The organism is Zoogloea sp. (assembly GCF_028693495.1).
Taxonomy (GTDB): domain Bacteria; phylum Pseudomonadota; class Gammaproteobacteria; order Burkholderiales; family Rhodocyclaceae; genus Zoogloea.
The window spans coordinates 13,572-38,500 of the sequence record NZ_JAQUVG010000021.1 but is presented as its reverse complement, the minus strand read 5'-3'; the positions used below and the strand labels follow the sequence as shown (position 1 = coordinate 38,500).

20 protein-coding genes and 1 pseudogene are annotated in these 24,929 nt (G+C 62.9%); 7 read left to right on the top strand and 14 right to left on the bottom strand.

Going from position 1 to position 24,929, the window contains the following annotated elements:
• From PHD22_RS05655 to PHD22_RS05630, 6 genes and pseudogenes are all read left to right on the top strand, one after another.
• Positions 1-835, top strand: a pseudogene (locus tag PHD22_RS05655) (hypothetical protein); the annotation flags it as partial.
• Positions 832-1,950: a tetratricopeptide repeat protein gene (locus PHD22_RS05650; protein ID WP_299863527.1), complete on the top strand. Its 1,119-nt coding sequence runs from the start codon at positions 832-834 to the stop codon at positions 1,948-1,950. The pseudogene PHD22_RS05655 and the gene PHD22_RS05650, both read left to right, overlap by 4 nt.
• On the top strand, positions 1,947-3,650 hold the full coding sequence (locus PHD22_RS05645; RefSeq protein WP_299863525.1) for a GspE/PulE family protein: 1,704 nt from the start codon (positions 1,947-1,949) through the stop codon (positions 3,648-3,650). The genes PHD22_RS05650 and PHD22_RS05645 overlap by 4 nt, the downstream gene beginning before the upstream one ends.
• The gene (locus PHD22_RS05640; protein ID WP_299863522.1) at positions 3,647-4,867 is read left to right on the top strand and encodes a type II secretion system F family protein; all 1,221 of its coding nucleotides are present in this window, start codon (positions 3,647-3,649) and stop codon (positions 4,865-4,867) included. Before PHD22_RS05645 ends, PHD22_RS05640 begins: the two co-directional genes overlap by 4 nt.
• Positions 4,868-4,869: 2 nt before the next feature.
• Entirely contained in the window at positions 4,870-6,345 is a 1,476-nt protein-coding gene (locus PHD22_RS05635) for a hypothetical protein (protein ID WP_299863519.1), read from the top strand.
• A complete protein-coding gene (locus PHD22_RS05630; RefSeq protein ID WP_299863517.1) occupies positions 6,342-6,923 on the top strand; it encodes a hypothetical protein in 582 nt (193 codons plus the stop codon). The genes PHD22_RS05635 and PHD22_RS05630 overlap by 4 nt, the downstream gene beginning before the upstream one ends.
• Before the next feature lies 1 nt (position 6,924).
• Here the strand turns inward: PHD22_RS05630 and argJ are convergent, their stop codons facing one another.
• The 6 genes from argJ to secA all read right to left on the bottom strand — a co-directional run bounded on the left by argJ (position 6,925) and on the right by secA (position 16,261).
• Positions 6,925-8,163, bottom strand: a complete 1,239-nt coding sequence (argJ, locus tag PHD22_RS05625; RefSeq protein ID WP_299863514.1) for a bifunctional glutamate N-acetyltransferase/amino-acid acetyltransferase ArgJ — start codon at positions 8,161-8,163, stop codon at positions 6,925-6,927.
• An 89-nt stretch (positions 8,164-8,252) separates the two neighbouring features.
• The gene (locus tag PHD22_RS05620) at positions 8,253-9,470 is read right to left on the bottom strand and encodes an ABC transporter permease (RefSeq protein WP_299863513.1); all 1,218 of its coding nucleotides are present in this window, start codon (positions 9,468-9,470) and stop codon (positions 8,253-8,255) included.
• Between the two features lie 8 nt (positions 9,471-9,478).
• Positions 9,479-10,705 carry an FtsX-like permease family protein gene (locus tag PHD22_RS05615; RefSeq protein WP_299863510.1) on the bottom strand — a complete coding sequence of 409 codons (1,227 nt, stop codon included), beginning with the start codon at positions 10,703-10,705 and terminating at the stop codon, positions 9,479-9,481.
• Positions 10,706-10,869: 164 nt separating this feature from the next.
• On the bottom strand, positions 10,870-11,730 hold the full coding sequence (locus PHD22_RS05610) for a PEP-CTERM sorting domain-containing protein (protein ID WP_299863507.1): 861 nt from the start codon (positions 11,728-11,730) through the stop codon (positions 10,870-10,872).
• 197 nt (positions 11,731-11,927) lie between these two features.
• Complete coding sequence (locus tag PHD22_RS05605; RefSeq protein WP_299863504.1) at positions 11,928-13,373, bottom strand: HDOD domain-containing protein; 1,446 nt, start codon at positions 13,371-13,373, stop codon at positions 11,928-11,930.
• Between the two features lie 161 nt (positions 13,374-13,534).
• A complete protein-coding gene (gene secA / locus PHD22_RS05600; protein WP_299863501.1) occupies positions 13,535-16,261 on the bottom strand; it encodes a preprotein translocase subunit SecA in 2,727 nt (908 codons plus the stop codon).
• A 145-nt stretch (positions 16,262-16,406) separates the two neighbouring features.
• Between secA and PHD22_RS05595 the strand changes: the two genes are divergently transcribed.
• On the top strand, positions 16,407-16,838 hold the full coding sequence (locus PHD22_RS05595; protein ID WP_299863498.1) for a DciA family protein: 432 nt from the start codon (positions 16,407-16,409) through the stop codon (positions 16,836-16,838).
• Here the strand turns inward: PHD22_RS05595 and PHD22_RS05590 are convergent.
• From PHD22_RS05590 to murG, 8 genes are all read right to left on the bottom strand, one after another.
• A complete protein-coding gene (locus PHD22_RS05590) occupies positions 16,835-17,023 on the bottom strand; it encodes a hypothetical protein (protein WP_299863495.1) in 189 nt (62 codons plus the stop codon). The genes PHD22_RS05595 and PHD22_RS05590 overlap by 4 nt on opposite strands.
• Positions 17,024-17,032: 9 nt before the next feature.
• Positions 17,033-17,950, bottom strand: coding sequence for a UDP-3-O-acyl-N-acetylglucosamine deacetylase (gene lpxC / locus PHD22_RS05585; RefSeq protein ID WP_299863492.1), 918 nt, complete (start codon positions 17,948-17,950; stop codon positions 17,033-17,035).
• Positions 17,951-18,149: 199 nt separating this feature from the next.
• Positions 18,150-19,286 carry a cell division protein FtsZ gene (gene ftsZ / locus PHD22_RS05580; RefSeq protein ID WP_299863489.1) on the bottom strand — a complete coding sequence of 379 codons (1,137 nt, stop codon included), beginning with the start codon at positions 19,284-19,286 and terminating at the stop codon, positions 18,150-18,152.
• 150 nt (positions 19,287-19,436) lie between these two features.
• Complete coding sequence (gene ftsA / locus PHD22_RS05575; protein WP_299863486.1) at positions 19,437-20,666, bottom strand: cell division protein FtsA; 1,230 nt, start codon at positions 20,664-20,666, stop codon at positions 19,437-19,439.
• Positions 20,666-21,538 (bottom strand): cell division protein FtsQ/DivIB, encoded by an 873-nt coding sequence (locus PHD22_RS05570; RefSeq protein ID WP_299863482.1) that lies wholly within the window; start codon positions 21,536-21,538, stop codon positions 20,666-20,668. The genes ftsA and PHD22_RS05570 overlap by 1 nt, the downstream gene beginning before the upstream one ends.
• Entirely contained in the window at positions 21,531-22,445 is a 915-nt protein-coding gene (locus tag PHD22_RS05565) for a D-alanine--D-alanine ligase (protein WP_299863479.1), read from the bottom strand. The genes PHD22_RS05570 and PHD22_RS05565 overlap by 8 nt, the downstream gene beginning before the upstream one ends.
• A 4-nt stretch (positions 22,446-22,449) precedes the next feature.
• A complete protein-coding gene (murC, locus tag PHD22_RS05560; RefSeq protein WP_299863475.1) occupies positions 22,450-23,844 on the bottom strand; it encodes a UDP-N-acetylmuramate--L-alanine ligase in 1,395 nt (464 codons plus the stop codon).
• Positions 23,845-23,854: 10 nt separating this feature from the next.
• On the bottom strand, positions 23,855-24,913 hold the full coding sequence (gene murG, locus PHD22_RS05555; RefSeq protein ID WP_299863473.1) for an undecaprenyldiphospho-muramoylpentapeptide beta-N-acetylglucosaminyltransferase: 1,059 nt from the start codon (positions 24,911-24,913) through the stop codon (positions 23,855-23,857).
• Positions 24,914-24,929 lie beyond the last annotated feature (16 nt).

Genomic DNA, 24,929 nt, shown 5'->3' with positions numbered 1-24,929 from the left:
CCTCGGAGATGCGTATCAGCAGGGTATCGAATGGAGCCGCCTGCTGCCCAGCGGGACGCGCTACGGGATTACCAGTCCCAGTCTCGGCACCAGTGCCGGTAACGCCATCACCCCATTCAGCCTCGCCTACCAGAGCAGCAACGGTATCGATACAACCGTCAGGCTGCTGGAGAGCTTCGGAACGGTGAAAGTCCTCTCCAGCCCAAAGCTGGCTGTCCTGAACAACCAGACTGCCGCGCTCAAGGTGGTTGAAGAGTATGTTTACTTCAACGTCAAGGCCGACACGACCCAGACCACCAACGCCGGCGCCCTCACCACCGTCACCACCACCCCCCAAGCCGTTTCGGTTGGCCTCGTGATGACCGTCACACCCCAGATCAGCGAACACGACGAAATCATCCTCAACATCCGCCCCACGATTTCCAGCATTTCCGATTTTCGTCGGGATCCCAACCCCAGCATTCCTGCCAATGTGGCCAACCTCGTCCCGCAAATCCGGACCCGGGAAATCGAATCCATCCTTCGGATCGGCCACGGGGAAACAGCCATCCTGGGGGGGCTGATGGAAGACCGCGTGGACTACAAGACCGGGCGCGTGCCCCTCCTCGGGGCTCTGCCCATACTGGGCGAGCTGTTCACCGAACGCGACAATTCAGTTCAGAAAACCGAACTGGTCATCTTCCTGCGCCCAATCGTGGTGAAGGAAAGTCGTCTGGATGTCGTGGCCCCCCGGCTGCGCGACAATCTGCCAGGTGCAGATTTTTTCAAGGACAGGCCGCGCTCCGGACGCCTTTCCCCTGAACCAGCTCCCGCCCCAGAAGAGATCCGGCCATGAGCCTGCTGCTTGATGTGGTACGTAAATCCGAAGGCCTATCCCCCCGGACTGTCCGAAGCATCGACGATGCCCCCTCGCTCCTGCGCGACCTGAGCCTGGAACCCCTGACTGCACCTGGAGTGCCCTCAGGGAACAACTCTCCCCCTCTTCCGCCAGATCAGGCTTCACCCCTGCATTCTCCGCCCCACGCTCCAGAGGCGGGCCCGCCCCTGCTGCGCAGGCCTCTCCTTGAGCGCTGGACAAAGCAGTCCATCCTCCTTGCCGTGGCGGGAGCAGGCCTGCTGGTCCTGCTTCTTGCGGAATCCCTGGTTGCAAGCTTCACAGACCCAGCTCCCACTCAGGTCCTCACCCCACCAGCACAGATCGCTGCGTCAGCCCCGGCGAGTTCCGGCACGGCGGAACACCCCGCTCCGATCCTGCCCCCCCTGCCCCTACAGTCCCCGCGCTCCCTGGAGCACAGAACAGCATCAGCAACACATCCGCCCCTGCGCATCCCCGACGAGCCAGCCCCCCTCCCTGCTACACGCAGGACACAGATCGAAAAGGCGCTCCAGGGCATTGCCGAAGACGCTCTGGAGACCTATCGACGCGGCGACTATCCGGCAGCCGAACAGCTCTTCACCCGCTGGCGTGAGCTAGATCCCGCGTCCTCGCCCGCAGCCACCGGCCTAGGGGCGACAGCCCTGGCCAGAGGGCAGCTGGAGCAAGCCCGTCGGCATTTCCAGGAAGCCCTCCGTCACACCCCCTTCGATCCGACCGCCCACGCTGGCCTGCACCGCCTGACTCCAGCCGGAGGAAACACGCCCCTGAGGGAAATCCTCTCCTGGCACGGTCACGCCCCGGCTGCCGAGGCGACCCTGGCCGACAGCTTGTCGCTGCAGGCGCGCTGGAGTGAAGCACGCAGGATGTACGACGAACTGCATGCCCGCTACCCCGATGATCCGGATCTGACCTATAACCGGGCAGTCACTCACGATCACCTGGGCCAGACGGCAAGTGCCGTCCAGTTGTATCAACAGGCCCTGGAAAAGGCCCTCCAGAACCCCGCCCGCTTTGACCCGGCCCTCGCCCGGGCCCGCCTGACGCAGCTGCTCCCCCACGAGGCACGCCCATGACCCTCCCTCGCCCCCCGATCGGGGAGAGCCTGCGGCAAAGAGGCCTCATCAGCGCCGATCAACTGCACATCGCCCTGCGGGAGCAGGCCCGGAGCGGCGAGGCCCTGGGCCGCCAGCTCGTGCTGCTGGGGTTTGTCTCAGAAACCGCCCTGCGGGACGCACTCGCCCACGCACTGGCCTGCCAGAGCGTCGATCTGACCAGCCTGATTCCAGACCAGGCCGCCCTTGCCCTGCTGCATCGGGACCAGGCACGGCGCCTGCGGCTGCTCCCCATCAGCCACGACGATCGTAATCGCCGCCTGATTCTCGCCGCAGCTCACAGCGACACGGTCAGCGTTCAGGATCACCTGCGAGCCCTCCTCCCGGCAGACACCGGGATTGAACTCCGGCTGGCCGGCGATTCGGAAATCGACCAGGCCATCGACCGGTTCTACGGCCATGAGCTGTCCATCGACGGCATCCTGCGGGAGATCGAGACCGGAGTTGCCGAACCATCCCCTTTCTTGCACCCGGGGGAGCACTACGCCCAACCGGTGGTCCGCCTGATCGACGCGCTGCTCGCCGATGCGGTGCGCCGGAGCGCTTCAGACATCCACTTCGAACCGGAATCTGCCTTCCTGCGAATCCGGTACCGGCTAGATGGCCTGCTCCGCCAGATCCGCGCCCTGCACCAGTCCTGCTGGCCCGCCATGGCCGTGCGCCTCAAGGTCATGGCTGGGCTCAATATCGCTGAAACCCGTGCTCCCCAGGATGGACGAATCTCGCTTCAGATCAGTGGCAGGCCGGTGGACTTCAGGATCGCCACCCAGCCCACCATCCACGGGGAAAACATCGTCCTGAGGATTCTCGACCGCCAAAAGGGGATTGTCCCGCTCCATGGACTCGGTCTCAGCGATACCCACCTTGACACCCTGAAGCTGATGATCGCCCGCCCCGAAGGGCTGATCCTGGTGACCGGCCCCACTGGCAGCGGCAAGACCACCACGCTTTATTCGATGCTCGGCCATATCAATGCCGAGACCATCAACATCATGACCCTCGAGGATCCGGTGGAGTACCCGATGCCCCAGATCCGTCAGACCACCGTGGCAGACGCCGCCCGACTGGATTTTGCCAATGGGGTCCGTTCCATGCTGCGTCAGGATCCGGACGTCATCCTCGTTGGCGAAATCCGCGACGGAGATACAGCGCGCATGGCCTTCCAGGCAGCGATGACTGGGCACCAGGTCTACTCCACCCTGCATACCAGCTCAGCCCTCGGTGCCCTGCCCCGCCTGCGGGAACTGGGCGTGCCGGCAGAGATCCTGTCCGGCAACCTCATCGGCATCCTGGCCCAACGCCTTCTCAGACGCCTGTGTCAGCACTGCCTGGAAATGCACCCTGCCGAAGAGTACGAACTGCGCCTGCTGGGTCTCGACCCTTCCGCAGAACGTCCCCTCCTGCCCCACGCCAAAGGCTGTCCGGCCTGTGAGCATCAAGGCTACCGGGGGCGACTGGCCATCATGGAGCTGCTGCGCTTCGACGAAGACCTGGAAGAGCTGGTCGCCCGACATGCCACCCACAGGGAAATCCAGAACTGCGCACGCCAGAAAGGCTTCCGGCCTCTGGCGGAAGACGGAAGCCGGCTGGTGCTGGCGGGAATCACCTCACTGGAAGAGCTGAGCCGGGTGGTGGACCTGAGCGGGCGCCTGCACCCATGACCCTGTTTAATTACCGGGCAGTGGACGCGACGGGCAAGATTGTCCGGGGGCAGACCAGCGCCAGCGGACTTACGGATCTGGAGCATCGGCTCCACCGGATGACTCTGGACCTGATCCACGGAGAAGAGACTTCTCGGACTGGAGGCGGCCGGTGGCGTGTCTGGCCGGATGCAGGTCACATCTCCCGGCGGGAGCTGATCAAGTTCTGCATCCACCTGGAGCAGTTTCTTCAGGCCGGCGTGCCCATGATCGAGAGTCTGCAGGATCTTCAGGACAGCATCGCGAACCCGCGTTTTCGACTGGTGATCGGGGACATTCTCCAGGGAATCGAGGGCGGACTGAGCCTGTCTCTCGCCCTGGAAAAACATCCCACCGCATTCAGTCCGGTTTTTACCAGCCTGATCAGGGCGGGGGAACATACCGGCAGCCTGCCCGAAGTCCTGCGCGCCCTCTCGAGCAGCTTGAAACGGGACGACGAACTCGTCGCCTACGGGCGCCGCATCGTCATCTATCCAGCCATCGTCTGCATGACCATCGCTGCCGCACTGGGCGTTGCCCTGGTTTTTGTGGTCCCAGAACTGGCCCGGCTGTTCCAGAACGCCAACCTGCCTCTCCCTTGGCAAACCAAGGCCCTCCTGTGGCTTTCCGAGCGCCTGATCCACCAAGGGCCCTGGCTGGCCGGGATCGCCCTGCTGGGCTGCGGGGTACTGTACCACCAGCTAAAAACCAGCATCCGCCTGCGCCGGCACTATGACCGGACACTTCTCAGCCTCCCCATCCTCGGCCCCATTCGCCGGAAGATCATCCTGGCCCGTTTTACCAACCTGTTCGCCATGATGTACAGCTCTGGCATCACCATCATCGACGGCCTCCGGATAACCGAAGGCGCGATCGGCAACCTGGCGCTACAAGAAGGTCTGCAGGAAGCCCGACAGCTTATCGAACAAGGCTGCCAGCTCTCCGAAGCGTTCCGTCGGGTCGACCTGTTCCCGGGTCTGGTGTCCCGGATGCTCGGAGTCGGCGAACGCACCGGCGCCCTGGACTCAGCCCTGGCCAATGTGGGTTATTTCTACGACCGGGATGTCCGGGAGGCCATCGCTCAGCTTCAGGCCAGCATTGAGCCCACCCTGACCCTGGTGCTCGGCACCCTGCTGCTGGGAGTCATGGGGGCAGTACTGATGCCGGTGTATGACATCGTGACCCAGCTCAAGCTCTGATCATGGCGCAACGCTGCATTCTCTACCTGAACGAGCGAGGCCTGACGCCCCTGACGGAAACACCGGCCCTGTTCCCGGCCACCCCCGAGGGGCATGCCAGCTTCGGCAGCTGGCTCACCCACCTCCCGGGACATCATCCGCTTTATCTGCTTGCGGATCTGCCGGGAGAATCCTTCCAGCTGGAGCGCCTGCCGCCGGTTCGCGGCAAGGACCGACATCAGCTTCTGAACCGGCGCCTCCACAGCCACTTCCCCAACACTCCGTTCCGTGACGCCTTGAGCCTGGGCCGGGAAACAGAGGGGAGACGGGATGAACGGCTGCTCCTTGCAGCCCTGACCCAACCTGAAGATCTCGACCCCTGGCTTGACACGATCGAGCGTTCGGCACACCGCCTCGAAGGGATTGGCTCCCTTCCCCTTCTGCTCCCTCTGCTCTGTCGGCCCTTGGGCATCCCTGACACACCGCACCTGATCGCCCAGATCACGCCTGCCGGCTTGCGCATCACCTGTCTGGTTCACCAACAGCTGCATTACAGTCGTCTGCTGCCGCTGGATCCATCCGCCCGACTCCCCATGGTGGAGGAACGACTGCACGAAGAGACCGCAAGGATCCAGCAACACCTGCTCAAACAGCAGCTGCTCGGAAGGGCAGACAGCACCACCGTCATGCTGCTGTGGCCCGCCCCTCTCCCGGCCGACACACCCCAGCCGACCGCGGCCATCAGGCGGATGCCCCTCCCTGGGTCCGAGGCTGCCGATGGACAGCCCCCCGGCAACAGCCTGCCCTTCATCGTCAGCCTGCTGGCACGCCAGCGCCCGCCCACCCACTTCACTCCACCTTCGCTCCAGGCAGCACAGCGGGGACGACTGCGCATCAAGCTCATCATGATCCTCGGCCTCGGAATCGGTCTGGGTGCCGGGCTCGCCTCCCTGCCCACATGGCAGGACACCCACGCCCTTCGACTGGAGACTCAGAAGCTGGAAGCCCGCCTGCAAAAAATGGAAGGTGCGATCGCCGCACAGCCCAGCCTGCCGGTTTCCCGGTCGGAGGCGCAGGAACGGATGCTCGACAGCATTCAGCAACTCCGACGGACCCTCGAGCAGACCCGTGGCGCCCCTCTGGACGCACTGCAGGCGCTCGGTCAGGCCCTGGCCCGGACCCCGGATGGTACGGCACGACTGGAAACACTGGAGTGGGCTTACCCCCTTCATCCGCTGGACAAGACCCCGGAAAGCACAGAGGGAGCACACCTGACTGCGGGATTCAGCCTGCCGGGCGAACCCGAAAATGGCCGCCAGCGGCTGCGGGCCTACCAAGACCTGAGCGTCGCCCTGGGCGCCCTGCCGAACAGCCGCCTTGAGATTCTTCGGCGCCCACCGGATCTCGACCCCCGGCAAAGCCTGCAGCGGGAACTGGACAGCCCGGCCACAGCGGGTTCTGAACTCCATTTGCGTATCCACTGGAACCCGGGCAAATGACAGAGCCGAAGAGACTCCTTGACAGGCGGGGCGCAGCATTGCTGCTAAGCGCAGTACTCAGCAGCACTGGAGTACTGTCCTGGTACCGGGCAAACAACGCCCTGAACGAGGCTCGACAGCACAACAACCTTGCCCAAACCCGCCTCAGTCATGGAGAACAGCGGCTGCAGGCGGCCCTCTCCCAGCAAACACGGCAAGTACGCCTGAATCAGGAACTCGATGCCCTGTCTGCCGCCGGTCTGCTCAAGCCTGCGGCCCGGGGCGTCTGGCTGGAGGCCATGGCGCAGGCCGGAAAACTTCCCGGCATCCGCAAACAGGGCTACGAACTCGGTCCGGACCAAGCCTCAAGCAGCACTGCAGAGATCCGGACAACCCCGCTGACAGTCAGGGCAACACTGACTCACGAAGGGCATGCAGGTCACTGGCTGGCCACCCTGCGAAGTCCATCTCCGGCCATCGTGCCCACCTACTGCGCGTGGTCTCGCCTGCCCCAGCCCGATGAGGAGGGTGATGGCCTTGTCCTTCGCTGTCGTCTGGAGTGGCTCCAGTTAACGGCAGAGGACAGCCCCACCCCATGAATCAGGAACGATAATCGGCGTTGATTTTCACATATTCATAAGAGAAATCGCAGGACCACAGGGTCGCAGCAGCGCTCCCCCGGGCCAGGTCTACACGGATGGTGATTTCAGACGCCGCCATGACCCGGGCTCCGGCCTCTTCCTGGTAACTGGCCGCCCGACCGCCTTTTTCCGCCACCAGAACCTCCTCACCGGCACGGGCAAGCCACACCCGCAGACGCGAGACGTCAAGATCGGCAATCCCTGCGTAACCGATCGCAGCGAGAATCCGTCCGAGGTTGGGATCGGACGCGAAGAACGCCGTTTTGACCAGCGGCGAATGGCCGATCGCATACCCCACCTTGCGGCACTCCTCCTTGTCCAGACCACCTTCGATCTGCAGGGTGATGAACTTGGTTGCGCCCTCGCCATCCCTGACGATGGCTTGAGCCAGCCAGGTGGACAACTCCACTACCGCGTTGCGCAAGGCCGCATAGTCAGCGGAAGCGGCATCCCCAATTTCAGGGTTGCCCGCCTGACCTGTCGCGATCAGGATGAAACTGTCGTTGGTCGACGTGTCACCATCCACCGTGATGCTGTTGAAGGACAGATCAGCAGCTTCACGCACCAGCATTTCGAGCAGGGGCTGGGCCACGGCCGCGTCAGTCGCCAGGAAACCCAGCATCGTCGCCATGTTGGGCCTGATCATGCCGGCACCCTTCGACATGCCGGTCAGGGTCACGGTCCTGCCACCGATCTGCACCTGCCGGGAGGCCACCTTGGCCACCGTATCGGTGGTCATGATGGCGTGGGCCGCATCATGCCAGCGGTTCTCGGCAAGGGCCTCCTGCGCTGCCGGCAAGCCGGCAATCAGCTTTTCTACCGGCAACGGCTCCAGGATCACTCCAGTGGAAAAGGGAAGTACCTGACTCGCCTGCAGCCCCAGGTGAGCAGCTACCGCAGCACAGGTGGCCCGGGCAGCAACCAGCCCCGGCTCACCCGTGCCCGCATTGGCGACCCCCGTATTGATGACCAGGGCCCGGATATCACCGGCCTGGAGGTGCGCCCGGCACACCTGCACCGGTGCCGCACAGAACCGGTTCAGGGTGAATACGCCTGCCACACGGGCCCCCTCTGCCAATTCGATCAGGGTCAGATCCTTGCGGTGCAGCTTGCGAATCCCCGCCTCGCTGACACCAAGACGCACTCCAGGAACAGGCAAGAGATCAGCTGCCAGAGGGGCAGAAAGCAGAACAGGCATGAATAACTCCAGGTTCAGAAGCCGGAAAAAAAGTGAAGTGCAGAATGATAATGGGTGCAGAGCAGCCGCGCACACCCACCGGGAAGGGATCAGCCGCGGCTGCGCAGCGCATCAATGATGGGAACTCGCGCAGACCGATACGCCGGATACAGCGCCGCAAATAAAGTCGCTGCAACGCCAATGCACCAGGACTGCAGCAGCACAGCGGGCACGATCCGGATGTAGGCATCATAGCCAATGTCGGCATTCGGCGGCGGCGGCATGGGGATGCCAACACCCGAGATCAACAGGGCAAGGCCCAGGCCCGCAAGCAACCCAAGCGTTGCGCCCACCACCCCGAGAATGAAGGACTCAAACAGGATAAGTCGGACGATGGCGCCACTGGGGCTCCCCAGGGCCCGCATGGTTCCGAACTCCCAGCCTCTCTCGAGCAGACTCATGTTCAGGGTATTGATGACGCTCAGACAGACCATCAGCATCACCATGGCCTGCAGGAACCCGAACTGCTGCCGGTACAGATCAACGGTTTTCTGATAAAAATCGTTCAGGATACGCCAGTCAAGAATGCGCAGATCGCCCTGGAGGCCCGGCCCAACCCTGGAGACAAAGGCATCGGTAGCCTCCGTCTGCTTGAGGGACACCACCAGGCGCCCCACTCCGCGGGTCAGCAGGAGTTCCTGGGCCGCCACCAGCGAGATGCGGATGGCACGGGCATCAAAATCCTTAGAAAAGCTCTGAAACACCCCTACGACTTCGATATCCAGCGTATTGGTGGCCCCATCGAGCGTACTGACAACCAGGGTTGCCTGATCACCGGCAGTCAGGTTCAGGGCCGCAGCCACGCCTTGCCCAAGCATGGCGCCAAACCGGTCGTCATCTTTCAGCATCCGCCCCGACAGCACCCTCAGATGAGTTCCCAGGGCGAGCTCCCGATCCGGCTCGACCCCTTCGGCAATCACGGCATAATCGGTTTTGCCATTGTTCAACAAACCCGAGAAACTGATTCTGGCCATCACATCCTGCACGTCGGGATCCGCCTTGAGAGCAGACCGGAGGGCATCGTGATTCTCGATAAGGTATTTTTCCGGGGAGCGGGACCCCCGACCGAAAATATCCTCACGACCGATCTGCGCGTGCCCACTCTGGGAATGGATCAGCGCCTCGGCCAGTTGCACGAGGATATCCCTGACGAAACCACCGGAAACAATCAGCCCACACACCCCAAAGACAATGGCCCCGAGGGTGATGGCAGTACGGATGCGGTTGCGCAACAGATTGCGGAAACCGAGCAGAATGAGTTGAGTCATGCGCGTCCTTATTGCATGGCTCGCAGGGAGTCCACAATTTCCATGCGGGATGCCTTCCAGGCAGGATACAGACTGGCCAGACCCGTCGTGAGCATCGCAGTGAGCGCTGCAGCCCCCAGGGAGCCTGGCGTCACCAGGATACCCGCCTGATACCCCCAGGTCATGCCGGGTCCGGGTGGCATGGGAATGCCCACCAGGCTGATCAAGCCTGCCAGCGCCAAGCCGACCAACAGGCCGATCGCGGTTCCGACGGCCCCCAGAACAAAGCCCTCCGCGATGAACATGAGGAGAATGTCACGACGCCGGTTACCGATGGCCATCATGGTTCCTACCTCGCCGATGCGCTGTATCACCGACATGGTCATGGTATTGGAGATGGCCAGCACGATGATGACCGCGATAATCAGGTAGATCACGCCCACCTGCTTGGCGAACAGGGCAGACGTCTTGTTGTAAAAGTCGGCCAGCTGAGACCAGGGGACCACCTGATAGTCACTCTCGGGCAGAATCCCGCGCATCCAGGCGGCAGCCTGATCGGTGCGCTCCGTCTCGTCCAGCAGAACGATACGCAGATGTTCCCCCTCCACGCGCATCAGTTGCCTCGCCAGGGTGATGGGGATGCGCAGGGCGATGTCGTCGTAGGCCTTGGTGACCGACTGAAAAATTCCTACCGCCCGGGCTTCCACCGCGTTGACTCTCCCCCCCTTGGTGTTGGCCACCAGCACCAGATTCGACCCCAGCTTGACACCGAGGTTATCGGCCAACCCCTTGCCGATGATCACCTCGTGGGGCGCCCCGGCCTGGAGGCTCCGCCCTTCGGCAAAACGCAGGGCCTTGGAAAGCTCGACCTCAACCGCCGGATCAATCCCTTCACCGATGAAGGACAGGGTGGTTTCCCCCGAACTGACCAATCCGGAAATCAACAGGCGCGGCGCCACTCCCACCACCCCGGGGCCTTCCTTGATCCGCTGCAACTCGGCTTCATGCCGGGGCAACAGGTAAGCATAAGGATCGGAGCGCCCGAGCTCCAGGAAGCCCGGCTTCATGACCTGGAGGTGGCCGAGCTGGGAATGGATGGTGCTTTCACGACCGAAACGCATGTTCCAGTCGATGAAGCCCGCAGCCAGGATCATCGCGATCACGCCCAGCGCGACCGCAGTCAATGCGGCGCTGCTGCGATTGACCTGACGGATGACATTGAGAACAGCCGTTTGAAGAATCTGGGTGCCTACCACGTTCTAAATCCGGTTAAGTGCAACGACAGGCCCAAACTCAGCCGCTGGCGGCAGGGCACCTAGCCGCCATACTCTAAAGGGCCAAGGGGGCTTTGGCTATAAAAAAACCGCCCCGGAGGGCGGTTTTTTGAGCCGCTGCCGCTTGCGCGGCATACCTGAACGGATCAGGCCTTACGGCGACGGACCGCCAGCAGACCAGTCAGGCCGATACCCAGGAGTGCCAGGGAAGCGGGCTCGGGCACCTTGGTTGCGATGGAACCATCCAGAGTGGTCTGACGGATGGCGTTGGTACCAACCACCAGCAGCAGATCGGGGGTGGGGATCGGCGGATTGACGTTGGTATCCAGAGCGAACTCGGTACCGGCGCCAGCACTGGCCCAGTTACCATTCTTGTCCTGAATCATCAGGAAACCGGCCTCAGCGGAAGTAACTTCCAGAAAGAGGTCCAGGTTGGCTGCCTGCAGGCTGGAGCCCGTCAGCTTACCCTGCATCACGGTGCGGGAACCACCGGCGACCAGACCCAGCGGGTCAGTCATGATCATTTCCCAGGTGCCACCAGTGTAGACCGGGCCAGAAGCGGTCAGGACACCGTCAAAGTGGTAGAAAATGTTCAGGCCCCAGGTCTGGGTGAAGCCTTCTGCATCCGTACCTGCGCCTGGAGCGGTCGGGCTCAGGGTATCAATATTGACCTGGCCGGCGGTCGGGTTGACCAGCGCCCTGGGAGTGGTGCCATCCATCGCCGTACCGGAAGTCGGGACGCCCAGCCCCGTCAGCTCGCTGGCGATGTTCGTGTCGTAGAAAGCGCCCAGTACCGTAGCATCGGTCAGATCGTAAACCGAGGTGGCCAGCAGCTGGTTGAAACCGAACTCGGTAAAGATCCCGGTGAGGGAACCTGCGTCACCGATACCAGTAAAGGGGGCGATATCCAGCGAAGCCTGCTTGGTATCGATGTACATCGGCGCAGCAACGGATGCGGTGGCGGTCATGGCCAGGGCAACGGCAGCGGTAAGGAATTTGGTTTTCATCAGGGTTTCTCCAGGGTTCAGGGCGTCAATCACCCGTTGCTTTTATTAAGCAGACTCCATGCCATATTTTGAATAAAAAAATAAGAATTTGAATTAAAACAATTTTTCAACCAAAACCCAGGCCAGGGCAGGCCCCCTGATGGCGGGGTGTAAAGAAAGTCGACATTTCCCTGCGCCAGGCTCCAAAGCCAACCGTGTCAAATGTCACGCTGACTCAGCCCTTGCCCGCCCATGCCAGCGCGGATCGCCAGGTTCACCTGCAAGGCAAAGTGCCGGATCGCACGCCAGGCATCGTCGTCAAAGGCCTGGCCCCTGCGCTCGGCATAGAAAATACCGATTCGCCGGCCCCGCCCGCCAAAAGGCACCAGACAGGACTGGGTGCTCCCGGTCACTGCGCACAGGCGCTCATACCTGCGTGGGGATTCCTCCACGCCCCCTGCACGCCAGGCCAGCCCGCTATCGATGGCCGCATCCAGAGCATCGTCCGGATCTCCGTCCATGCTGAAGCTGAAGGCTGCACACAGGGCGTCCGCCCCTGGCCCCAAGGCAAGACGGCCCACCAGGTGCAGGCCATCCTCGGACAACAGGGCCAGCACTGCCCGCTCACACCCCACCCCGCGATAGATCCCCTCCAGGACCAGCTGAAGGATGTCTGGCAAGGAAGCGCCCGTGAGGACCATCTCACCCAGTTCATGGAGGATCCGGAGCTGCAGGCCCGGGTCCGGACCGGTGGGTACGACCGGACTCTGCACCGCCTCCATCGCGGCAGGCCGTCGCGGGATCAGGGCTGCCGCCTCGGAAGCACCAAAGAAGCCCGCCACCCGTGCAGCCTCCTGGGAGTTGGCGGCAATTTCCCCTTCGATTGCCGCCGCCGGCATACCCAGGTAATCCACCAGCTCACGCAGCACCGCCTGCCCCGCCGGCGCGGCCCAGCCCACCTCAGCGGCGCGGACGATGCGCTGTCCAAGCAGGACGGCCCGCTCTGCGCCACGGCTACGGACATTGAACTCAAGCACCGCGGCCGCCAGGGTCCCCAGCTTCCACTCCCTGACCAGACCCACGGACAGCTGGCGCAGCGGGAAACCCAGGACGTGCTGCTGGGCCTCATCCTCCCTCATGCGCCCTTCCGTCAGACAACGATCGAGCGCCTCGGCCGGATCGCCACCGAAACACCAGAAAGCCATCTCGCCCACCCGGGTCAGCAAGCCCGCGATGAACACCTCCTCGACGGCTCCATCCCCATGCTTCTGGGCCACCCAGCGGGCCTGCACCGCTGCGTGGAAGCTCCGGGCCATCTCAATCTGGACGCGGGAGCGAATGCCACCGGCCAGCAGGGAATCGATCAGCGCCACCGACAGGGCAAGCTCCGCCACCGGATTGAAGCCGACCACCACGATTGCCCGTGACACCGTGCTGACCGCCTGATGGGAATGATTAAAAAAGGCACTGTTGGCCAGACGCAGCACCTTCGAAGTCATCGCCGGATCCATCAGGATGACCTTGGCCAGCGCAGCGGCGGATGCCCGCTCGTCGTTGAGCAAGGCACGCAAGGACTCTACCGTGCGCCCAAAAACAGGCATTTCCTTGTCCCGGATGCGTGCAACCCAGTCGGCAAGGCTCTGCATGGATTTATTGGTGCTCATGATTTTTATTTACCTCGCGCTGACACACGGACGGGGCATGTGGACCATTGAGGTCACCCCTTCCTTTATTTTCAGACACGATGCCACGGGAGACTCCCCCCCACAATGGGCAAGCGGCCGGTACATACCGGCCGCTTTCAGCACTGCAGGCAAAGAAGCAATCAGCTCAGCTTGCCATGACAATGCTTGTACTTCTTGCCGGAACCGCAGGGGCAGGGGTCGTTGCGGCCAGCCCTTGAGGCGCCCTGGGCTGCCGGCGGGGCCACTGCGCGCTCAGGATTGGCGGTGGCCAGCGCTTCGTCATAGCCCGCGTGGTGATACTGCACATTCTCCAGCTCCGGCTGTCGCTCAGCCTCTTCAAGCTGGGCCTCGGAACGGACCTGGACCGTCATCAGCAGCTTGGTGACTTCCGTCCGGACCACCTGCAGCAGATTTTCAAAAAGCTCGAAGGCTTCCCGCTTGTACTCCTGCTTGGGGTTCTTCTGGGCATAGCCGCGCAAGTGAATGCCCTGGCGCAGGTGGTCAAGGGCCGACAGATGTTCCCGCCAGTGGGTGTCCAGACTTTGCAGCATGACGTTGCGCTCGAAACCATGCCAGGCTGTGGCATCCACCAGCGCGACCTTGTCCGCATAGGCCTGGGCGCCCGCCTCAAGCACCCGCTGGAGGATATCCTCGTCGGTGATGCTGGAGTCGGCCCTGACCCAGTCGGCAACCGGCAAGCGGAGCTGGTAGTCGGACTCCAGTGCCAGCTCCAGCCCGGGAATGTCCCACTGCTCCTCGACCGACTCCACCGGCACATAAATGCGGAACAGGTCGTGGAGAACGCCCTCGCGCATGGCTGCGATGGTTTCGGAAATGTCGGCGGTTTCCAGAAGCTCGTTGCGCTGCTGGTAAATGACCTTGCGCTGGTCATTGGAGACGTCGTCGTATTCCAGGAGCTGCTTGCGGATGTCGAAGTTGCGCTGCTCCACCTTGCGCTGGGCGGTTTCGAGGGAGCGGGTCACCATGCCCGCTTCAATCGCCTCGCCTTCAGGCATCTTCAGACGCACCATGATGGCGTTGAGGCGCTCGCCGGCGAAGATCTTCATCAGCGGATCTTCGAGAGACAGATAGAAGCGGCTCTCGCCCGGGTCGCCCTGACGGCCTGCCCGGCCACGCAACTGGTTGTCGATACGACGGGATTCATGACGCTCGGTGCCAATGATCTTCAGACCGCCCGCACTCAACACTTCCTCGTGACGACGCTTCCATTCTTCACGCAGCGCCTGGATCTGCGCGTCCTTATCCGCTTCGGAGAGGCTCTCATCCTCGCGGATCAGGGCAATGGGCTTCTCCACATTGCCCCCCAGCACGATGTCGGTACCGCGGCCTGCCATGTTGGTGGCGATCGTGATCACCCCTGGACGCCCCGCCTCGGCAACGATCTCTGCTTCCCGGGCATGCTGTTTGGCATTGAGCACGTTATGGGGCAGCCTGGCGTGGGTCAGCAGGTCGGAGAGCAGCTCCGAGTTTTCGATGGAAGTGGTTCCCACCAGCACGGGCTGACCACGACTGACGGAGTCGTTGATATCCGCCACGATGGCATCGTGCTTCTCCTTGAGGGTGCGATACACCTTGTCGTTCTGGTCCTTGCGGACCATCGGACGGGAGGTCGGCACCACGACCGTTTCCAGCCCGTAGATCTGGTGGAACTCGTAGGCCTCCGTATCCGCCGTACCGGTCATACCCGCAAGCTTGGCGTACATCCGGAAGTAATTCTGGAAAGTGATCGATGCGAGGGTCTGGTTCTCGGCCTGGATCTTGACGCCTTCCTTGGCCTCGACAGCCTGATGGAGACCCTCGGACCAGCGACGCCCGGCCATGAGACGGCCGGTGAATTCATCGACGATCACCACTTCACCGTTCTGGACCACGTAATGCTGATCCTTGTGATACAGGGCGTGGGCCCGCAACGCCGCATACAGGTGATGGATCAGCAGGATATTGCCCGGATCGTAGAGGCTCGATCCCTCCGGCAGCATGCCCAGGCGGGCCAGGATCTCTTCTGCGTGCTCATGCCCCTGCTCGGTGAGCAGGACGGAATGGGCTTTGAGGTCTACCGTGTAGTCCCCCGGCGTGGTGATGTTCTCACCCTCGCCTTCCTGGCGGGTCAGCAGCGGCGGCACGGCGTTCATGCGCAGGTAGAGTTCGGTGTGGTCTTCCGCCTGGCCGGAAATGATCAGCGGGGTCCGGGCTTCGTCGATGAGGATGGAGTCCACCTCGTCCACGATGGCGTAGTGAAGACCGCGCTGGACCCGCTCCGACAGGTCATAGACCATGTTGTCGCGCAGATAATCGAAGCCGAATTCGTTGTTGGTGCCGTAAGTGATGTCCGCCGCGTAGGCGGCCTTCTTCTCGTCATGGGGCATCTGGGACAGGTTGCACCCGACGGTCAGGCCGAGGAAACGGTAGATGCGCCCCATCCAGTCCGAGTCGCGACTGGCCAGGTAGTCGTTAACGGTGATGACATGTACGCCCTTGCCAGACAGGGCATTGAGGTAAACCGGCAGGGTGGCGGTGAGGGTCTTGCCCTCCCCCGTGCGCATTTCGGCGATCTTGCCGTCATGAAGCACCATCCCCCCGACCAGCTGCATGTCGAAGTGACGCATGCCATGAACACGCTTGCCGGCTTCGCGGACCACCGCAAAGGCCTCCGGCAGCAGGGCCGCCTGGGACTCACCCTTGGCAATCCGTTCACGGAACTCGTCGGTCTTGCCGCGCAATTCGGCATCGGACAGGGCCTGAATCTTCGGCTCAAGGGCGTTGATGGCGCGCACCGTCTGGGAATACTGGCGAATCAGCCGGTCATTGCGGCTGCCGAAAATCTTCTTGAGGAGGCCTGCGATCATGGAATTGGATGGGTTAAACGCGGCAAAGGCCGGATTCTATCACGGTGACCGGATGGGTCCGTGACGCCGGACAAGGCGTAATCACCCCTTGTCCGTGTGACGACTTCTCCTTAGCATGGGGGCGCTTTTCCTAATTCCAAGCCCCATGAGCGCCAGTTCCATCGACAATTTTCTTGGCAGCGGCGACGCCCTGTCCCGCCTGCAAGCCCATGCGGGACGCCTGATGCGCCTGCAAAAACTGCTGGCGCAACTGCTTCCCGGCTACATGGCAGATTATTGCAAGGTGGCCAACCTGAAGGGAGACGAGCTGATCCTGCACGTGGAGAGCTCAGGGCTGGCCGTCAAGTTGCGCCAGGCCGTACCGAGCTTGCTGGCTGATTTCGGCCGGGCTGGGGTGGCCCTGAAGGACATCAAGGTCAAGGTGGCTGTCCGGGAATACCGCCCGACACCTCCACCCCCGCCGGGTCGCCATGTGAGTGACTGCACACGGCACAGCCTGGGACATCTGGCCGCCAGCCTGCCGGAGGACTCCCCCCTGGCCCAGGCGCTGCAACGCTTCGTCAAGAGGGCGGGCTAGACTAAGGGAACGAACACCCGTTCCACCAGCAGCAGCGCCAGAAATACCAGCGCCACGATCACCGCATAACGGAACAGTCGCCACCCCAGCAGGAGATAGCGCTGATCACGGGTAAAGACAAAGGCAAACAGGGAGGCGCCGATCCCGATCGCCACAAGCACTGCGATGAGTCGCAGGATCAGCACGGCAGGCCCTCAGGCAACGGCGAGCTCGAAGCGGTGCGACACGGCGGGAGGCGTCTTCGCATCCTCCTCGAAGGTCACGATTTCCCAGGCGCTCTTGTCCTCCAGCAACACCCGCAGGATCTGGTTATTAAGGGCATGGCCTGACTTGTAGGCACTGTAGGCCGCCAGCAGGGGGTGGCCCGCCAGATACAGGTCACCGATCGCGTCCAGCACCTTGTGCTTCACGAACTCATCGGCATAGCGCAGGCCATCGGCATTGAGGACACGGTATTCGTCCATCACGATGGCGTTGTCGAGACTGCCCCCCAGACCAAGACCATTGGCACGCATGAACTCCACATCCTGCATGAAGCCAAAGGTACGCGCCCGCGAGACTTCGCGCACATAGGAGTCCCGGGCGAAATCCACCGTTACCGACGTGCCGGTACTGTCGATGGCGGGGTGATTGAAGAGGATGGAAAAGCTCAGTTTGAAACCGTCGTGGGGTTCGAGGCGCACCCACTTGTCCCCCTCCCGGTACTCGACGGGCCTGAGGACACGAATGAAGCGCTTGGGGGCTTTCTGCTCTTCGATGCCGGCAGACTGGATCAGGAAGACGAAAGGTCCCGCGCTACCATCAAGAATGGGAATCTCCGCGGCATCCACATCCACATGCACGTTATCGATGCCCAGCCCTGCCAGGGCCGACATCAGGTGCTCGACGGTGTTGACCTTGGCCTCTCCCTGGAGCAGGCCGGAACACATGCGGGTATCACAGACAGCATAAGGATCGGCGGGCAGATCCACCACTGGGTCCAGGTCCACCCGGTGAAACACCACCCCCGTGTCGACTGCGGCCGGGCGCAGGGTCAGGGTGACCTTGTTGCCACTGTGGAGACCTACGCCGGTGGCACTCACGACAGTTTTAAGGGTACGTTGCTTCAACATGATCCGGATCCCGCATTCAAGTCATTGAATTTTAACACGGGGAACACAGGCTCATTGCCTGCTGCACTGGGCAGCCCCCCACTGATCCATGGCTTCATCCATGCAGGCCCATCCCGACGGGCAAGCAAAAACGCGCAGCGGTTGGAGGCGACCTCCCGCTGCGCGCGTTGCATCAAGGCTGCCGCAGCAGCCCAGCTCCTCAGTCTGCCTGCTTGCGCAGGAAGGCGGGAATATCGAGGGTGGACATGCCGTTGGCGCTCATGGCTTCGACTGTCGTCCGGGAGGTGCGGCGGATCACCGCCGGCATTTCGAGGCTGCCGTAATCCACTTCCATGCCGATGTTGTCAGTACCGGTACGGATCACCTGGATCTCCGGCTTGCGCACGGCAGCACGCACCGCGCCCAGGCCAGTGGCCACGACGGTTACACGGATGCGATCCTCCATGCTCTCATCGAAGACCGTACCGTATTTGACGAAGGCTTCCTGAGCGGCGAAGGCCTGAACCGTGCGGACCGCGTCCCGGACTTCGGACATCTTCAGGGAGCGGCTGGCCGTGATATTGACCAGTACGCAGCGCGCACCAGACAGCTCGGTACCCTCCAGGAGCGGCGAAACGGCGGCCTGCTCGGCCGCGATGCGGGCACGATCCAGACCCGCAGCTTCGGCGGAGCCCATCATCGCACGCCCCATCTCGGCCATGGCGGTGCGCACATCCTGAAAATCCACATTGACCAGGCCGGGAACATTGATGATCTCGGCAATGCCGCCTACAGCGCTGGTCAACACATTGTCGGCAGAACGGAAGCACGCCTCAAAGCCGGCGTCATCACCGAAGACCTCCAGCAGCTTGTCGTTGAGCACGACAATCAAGGAGTCCACCTGCCTGGACAGTTCCTCAACACCACTCTCGGCCACACGGATACGGTTCTCGAAGTCAAAGGGCTTGGTCACCACGGCAACGGTCAGAATGCCCATTTCCTTGGCAATTTCAGCCACCACCGGTGCCGCCCCGGTACCCGTCCCTCCCCCCATGCCGGCGGTTATGAAGCACATGTGGGCGCCTTCGAGGGCGGCCGCAATATCGTCACGGGACTCCTGAGCTGCAGCACGACCGGCCTCCGGCTTGGAACCTGCCCCCAGCCCGCTCTTGCCCAGCTGGACCTTGACCGGGGCCAGGCAACGGGACAAGGCTTGGGCATCGGTGTTGGCGATGACGAAATCCACCCCCTGAACACCCTCACGGATCATGTGATCGACGGCATTGCCGCCGGCGCCACCAACACCGATCACCTTGATGCTGGTGCCACCGGACGCCTTCTCAACAATTTCAAACATTTCAGATCGCCTCCAAAAGATACTGCGCCACTTGTTTGCCAGCGCAACCGTACCCTTATTTAGTATTAGTCCGGAATTCTACCGCTAAATAAGCAACGGCAGCGCACTCCTGTGTTGTCAGCCCCCTCTTCACGGGGGGAATCCTCACCATCAAAAATTCCGCTCGAACCAGGACTTCATGCGCGAAAAGACCTGCCCCACATTTCTCGTCTGACGAGCCTGCAGGCCACGTCGTTTCTGAGCGGCCCCCTCCAGGATCAACCCCATCGCATTGGCATAACGCGGCTCACAGACCACCGCGGACAGACTGCCCTCATACTTGGGATACCCGATCCGGACCGGCATGTGAAACACATCCTCACCCAGCTCCACCATGCCCTGCATCATGGCAGCGCCTCCCGCCAGAACGATGCCCGACGACAGCAACTCCTCGTATCCGGAGCGACGCAGTTCAGCCTGGACCAGCTCGTACAGTTCACTCACCCGGGGTTCGATCACATCGGCCAGGGCCTGACGGGACAGCTTGCGGGGCGGCCGGTCGCCCACTCCCGGCACTTCGATCATCTCGGAGGCGTCCGCCAGGGTGTGCATGGCAACCCCGTGGCGGATCTTGATTTCCTCTGCTTCCGCGGTCGGCGTCCGCAGGGCCATGGCAATATCGTTGGTAATCTGGTCACCTGCGATGGGAATCACCACGGTATGACGGATTGCCCCCTGAGTGAATACGGCCAGATCGGTGGTTCCACCACCAATGTCCACCAGGCACACGCCCAGCTCCTTTTCGTCCTCGGAGAGGGTGGCGTAGCTGGAAGCCAGCGGCTGCAGGACCAGATCGAGCACCTCGAGGCCGCAGCGGCGCACACACTTGACGATGTTCTGAGCTGCGGAAACGGCCCCGGTGACGATATGAACCTTCACCTCCAGCCGCACGCCACTCATCCCGATGGGCTCGCGAACACCATCCTGGCCATCAATGATGAATTCCTGCGTCAGGATGTGGAGGATCTGCTGATCGGCCGGCAAAGGCATGGCGCGGGCGGTTTCGATCACCCGCTCCACATCCATCGGCGAAACCTCCTTGTCCTTGATCGCCACCATCCCATTGGAGTTGAAGCTGCGGATGTGGCTTCCGGCGATACCCGTGTAGACATCGCGGATCTTGCAGCCAGCCATCTGCTCCACTTCCTGGATCACCCGGGAGATGGCGTCCACCGTCGCCTCGATGTTGACCACCACGCCCCTCTTGAGCCCTGACGACGGCTGCGTGCCGATCCCCACCACATCCAGTCGGCCGTCCGACTTGAGCTCGGCCACCACACAGGTGATTTTCGAGGTGCCGATGTCGAGACCGACGATCAGTTCCTTGTATTCTTTGCTCATTACTTACCTTTGCTGTCTTTCTTGCCGACCGGCTGGGCGGACGGAATCGGCCGGAGGGCGAAACCACTCGGGTAGCGGAGGTCGACCACCGCCACGTTCATGTTCAACTGGGCCTTGGCCTTGGGGTAGTAACGGACGAAGCGGGCCAGCCGCTCGTCGATGGGGGCCTTCGGCTGGTCGTGCCCCAGCTCGATGGTGAGCCCATCTTCCATCTTGAGCTGCCAGGCCTCCCGTGCCGAGAGGGACACGCCCACCAGCTGGCGTCCCAGAGGTCCAAGCTTGCGGCTGAAGTCATCGAACTTCGCCAGCAGGATCCCGGATGAGCCTTCCGGGCCACTGAAGATGGGCATCTTGGCATTACTGGCCGCCGTGAAGACCTCGCCGAAACGATTGACCAGCCGCATGTCTCCCGTCTCGCCTACCCGCCAGTAGGCGGATGCCACATGCTCTTCGAGGCGTACTTCGAGACCTACCGGCCAGCGCCGGCGCACGTCGGCACGACGGACCCAGGGAAGCTTCTCGAAGGCGCCACGGACATCCTGCAGGTCCACCGTAAAAAAATTGCCCCTCACCGACGAGCGGGCCGCATATTCCAGCTGGGCCGAGGTCACCTGGGCCAGAGGCGTGGTCACCACCACCTCGCGCAGCGGAAAAGCCGGCATGTGGGAGATGGCCGCCACGGCGGCATAACCCAGCCCTAGCGCCCCCGCCACCATCAGGGTGTCCGAAATCACATCCAGGAGCTGAGGACGGTCCCACAGCCCGTTGCCACCTCCATCCCGCGCTACCCGAGACGGGGTCGCACGCTTCCCGCGGACACGCTTGGCGCCCGGCTCGGGAGGAACGTTGGAGGTGGAGCGCAGATCAGCCAAGGCGGGCTCCAGCCAGGATTTCCAGGCACAAGGCCTCGAAGGACAGGCCTGCAACCCGCGCCGACATGGGAACGAGGGAATGGTTGGTCATTCCCGGCGCAGTATTGATCTCCAGCAGGGTGAAGCTGCCATCGTCCCGCAGGATCAGGTCGGCACGTCCCCAGCCACGACAGCCGAGCACCTTGGCACAGCGGACGATGGCGTCCTGAACCTGCCTTTCCTTTGCCTCCGGCAAGCCGCTCGGGCAGAAATACTGAGTGTCATCGGTGAAATACTTGTTCTGGTAGTCGTAGTTGCCACCCGGCGCGACGATGCGCACGAGAGGCAAGGCCCGCTCCCCGAGGAAGGGCGCCGTGAGTTCCTCACCGCTCACGAACTCCTCCGCCAGCACCAGGGAATCATAACGGGCGGCCAGCTCCCAGGCCGCCTTCAACTGCCCGGCCTCGGTCACCTTGGTAGCCCCCATGCTGGAGCCCTCATGCACGGGCTTCACGAAGATCGGCAGACCGAGGTCAGCCACCACGGCATCCCAGTCGGTGCTGGCATCCAGAATGGCAAAGCGTGGGGTCGGCAGGCCGCTGGCCAGCCACACCAGTTTGGTGCGCCACTTGTCCATGCCAATGGCAGAAGCCATCACGCCACTGCCCGTGTAAGGAATACCCATCAGTTCAAGGGCACCCTGGACAGTCCCATCCTCGCCACCACGGCCATGGAGCGCAATGAAAGCCCGCTCGTAGCCTTGCTCCTTCAGGACATGCAGGTCGGTCTCGGCCGGATCGAAGGCATGGGCATCCACCCCGGCCTCCAAAAGCGCAGCCAACACCGCCTTGCCCGACATCAGCGAGATCTCCCGCTCCGCGGACGTCCCACCCATCAGCACGGCCACTTTTCCGAATTGACTGCTCACGTCCTCAAACCTCGCCATTCACCAGTTTTCCCGGCACTGCGCCGATACTCCCGGCACCCATGGTGATCACCACGTCGCCTTCCTGCGCCGAGGACAGGATGGCCCCCGGCATGTCCTCGATATTCTCCACGAACACCGGCTCGATCTTCCCTGCCACCCTCAGGGCCCGCGCCAGGGAACGCCCGTCAGCCGCCACGATGGGGGCCTCCCCGGCGGCATACACGTCTCCCAGCAGCAGGGCGTCGACGGTGGACAGCACCTTCACGAAATCTTCGAAGCAATCCCGGGTACGGGTATAGCGGTGGGGCTGGAAAGCCAGCACCAGGCGCTTGTCAGGAAACGCACCCCGGGCCGCCGCGATGGTGGCAGCCATCTCCACGGGATGATGGCCATAGTCGTCGACGAGGGTCGCCGTGCCGCCATTCGGCAAAGCCACTTCCCCATAGCGCTGAAAGCGCCGGCCAACCCCCTTGAATTCGGCCAGCGCCTTGGCGATGGCCTCATCGGATACGCCTACCTCGCTGGCGACCGCAATAGCGGCCAGGGCATTGAGCACATTGTGCCGGCCCGGCAGGTTGAGCTCGACGGGCAGACGGGTGGTGCTGCCATTGACCCGGACCACATCGAAGGTCATCCGCCCATCGACGGCATGGATGTTTTCAGCACGAACGTTGGCCGATTCCGAGAACCCATAGCGGACGATCTGCTTGGACACCAGCGGCATGATGGAGCGCACGTGCTTGTCGTCATCGCACAGCACCGCCACACCGTAAAAAGGCAGATGCTGGAGGAAATCCACGAAGGACTGCTTGAGCCTGGCAAAATCGTGCCCGTAGGTCTCCATGTGATCCGCATCGATGTTGGTGACCACGGAAATCACGGGGGTGAGCAGCAGGAAGGAGGCGTCGGACTCATCTGCTTCCGCCACCAGGAAATCCCCCTTGCCCAACCGGGCGTTGGCGCCCGCCGCGTTCAGCTTGCCCCCGATCACGAAGGTGGGATCGAAGCCCCCTTCAGCCAGAATGCTGGCCACCAGCGATGTGGTGGTGGTCTTGCCATGGGTGCCGGCAATGGCAATACCCTGCTTGAGACGCATCAGCTCCGCCAGCATCTGGGCCCGTGGCACCACCGGGATGCCACGGGCGCGGGCCGCAATCACCTCCGGGTTGTCTCCCTTGACAGCTGTCGAGGTCACCACTGCATCGGCGGACGCCACGTTCCCGGCGGCATGTCCCTGGTCCACCCGGGCGCCCAGTGCCTTCAGACGGCGGGTAGCCGCATTCTCACCCAGGTCGGAACCACTGACTTCATAGCCCAGGTTAACCAGCACCTCGGCGATACCGCTCATCCCGGCGCCGCCGATGCCGACGAAATGGATGTGCTTGACCTTGTGTTTCACTCTTTTTCCTTTATGCAACGAGGCCCGCACATACCTCGGCCACCCGGATGGTGGCCTCGGACCGGGCACAGCCACGGGCCCTCTCGGCCATGGCCAGCAGGCGCTCGCGAGTCATTTCCTGCAGCAGCGCGGCCAGGCGCTGCGGCGTCAGTTCGGTCTGGCGTAACAGCACGGCGCCACCGGCTTCGGCCAGGAAGCGGGCATTGCCGGTCTGATGGTCATCCACCGCATGGGGATAAGGCACCAGCACGCTGGCCACGCCCACGGCGGCCAGCTCGGCTACCGTCAGGGCGCCGGAGCGGCAGATCACCAGATCGGCGCTGGCGTAGCGCTCCGCCATGTCATCGATGAAGGGCAGCAGTTCGCCTTCCACTTCGGCCGCCTTGTATGCGGCGCGCAGGGCATCGATCTGCCGGGTGCCGGCCTGATGGGTCACGACGGGACGTTGGTCTGCGGGGATCATGGCCAGGGCCCGGGGCAGGGTGTCATTGAGAGCTGCTGCGCCCAGGCTGCCCCCGACCACCAGCAGCCGCAAAGGACCGCAGCGTCCGGCAAAGCGCTCCGCTGGCAGGGCAACGGCAGTGATCGCTGCACGCACCGGATTGCCTGCCCATTCGCCTTTGCCGAGCACATTGGGGAAACCAGTGACCACCTTGTCCGCCACGCCAGCCAGAACCTTGTTGGCCAGTCCAGCCACGGAGTTCTGCTCGTGCACCACGAGCGGCACTCCGCTCAGAGCCGCCATCATCCCTCCGGGAAAGGTGACGTAACCACCCATGCCCAGCACCACATCCGGCCTCACCCGGCGGATCTGCGCCAGTGCCTGGGCAAAGCCCCGCAGCAGGTTGAAGGGCAGCAGCAGCTTGCGCAGCAGTCCCTTGCCCCGCAGGGCCGTGAAACGCACCCAGGCCATCTCGTAACCACTGACGGGTACGATACGTGCCTCCATCCCGTCCGGATGTCCCATCCAGACGACTTTCCAGCCACGGTCGCGCAGGGCATCCGCCACGGCAAGACCCGGATAGATATGACCACCGGTTCCTCCGGCCATGACCATCAGGGTCGGCATCGGCCACACTCCCCGC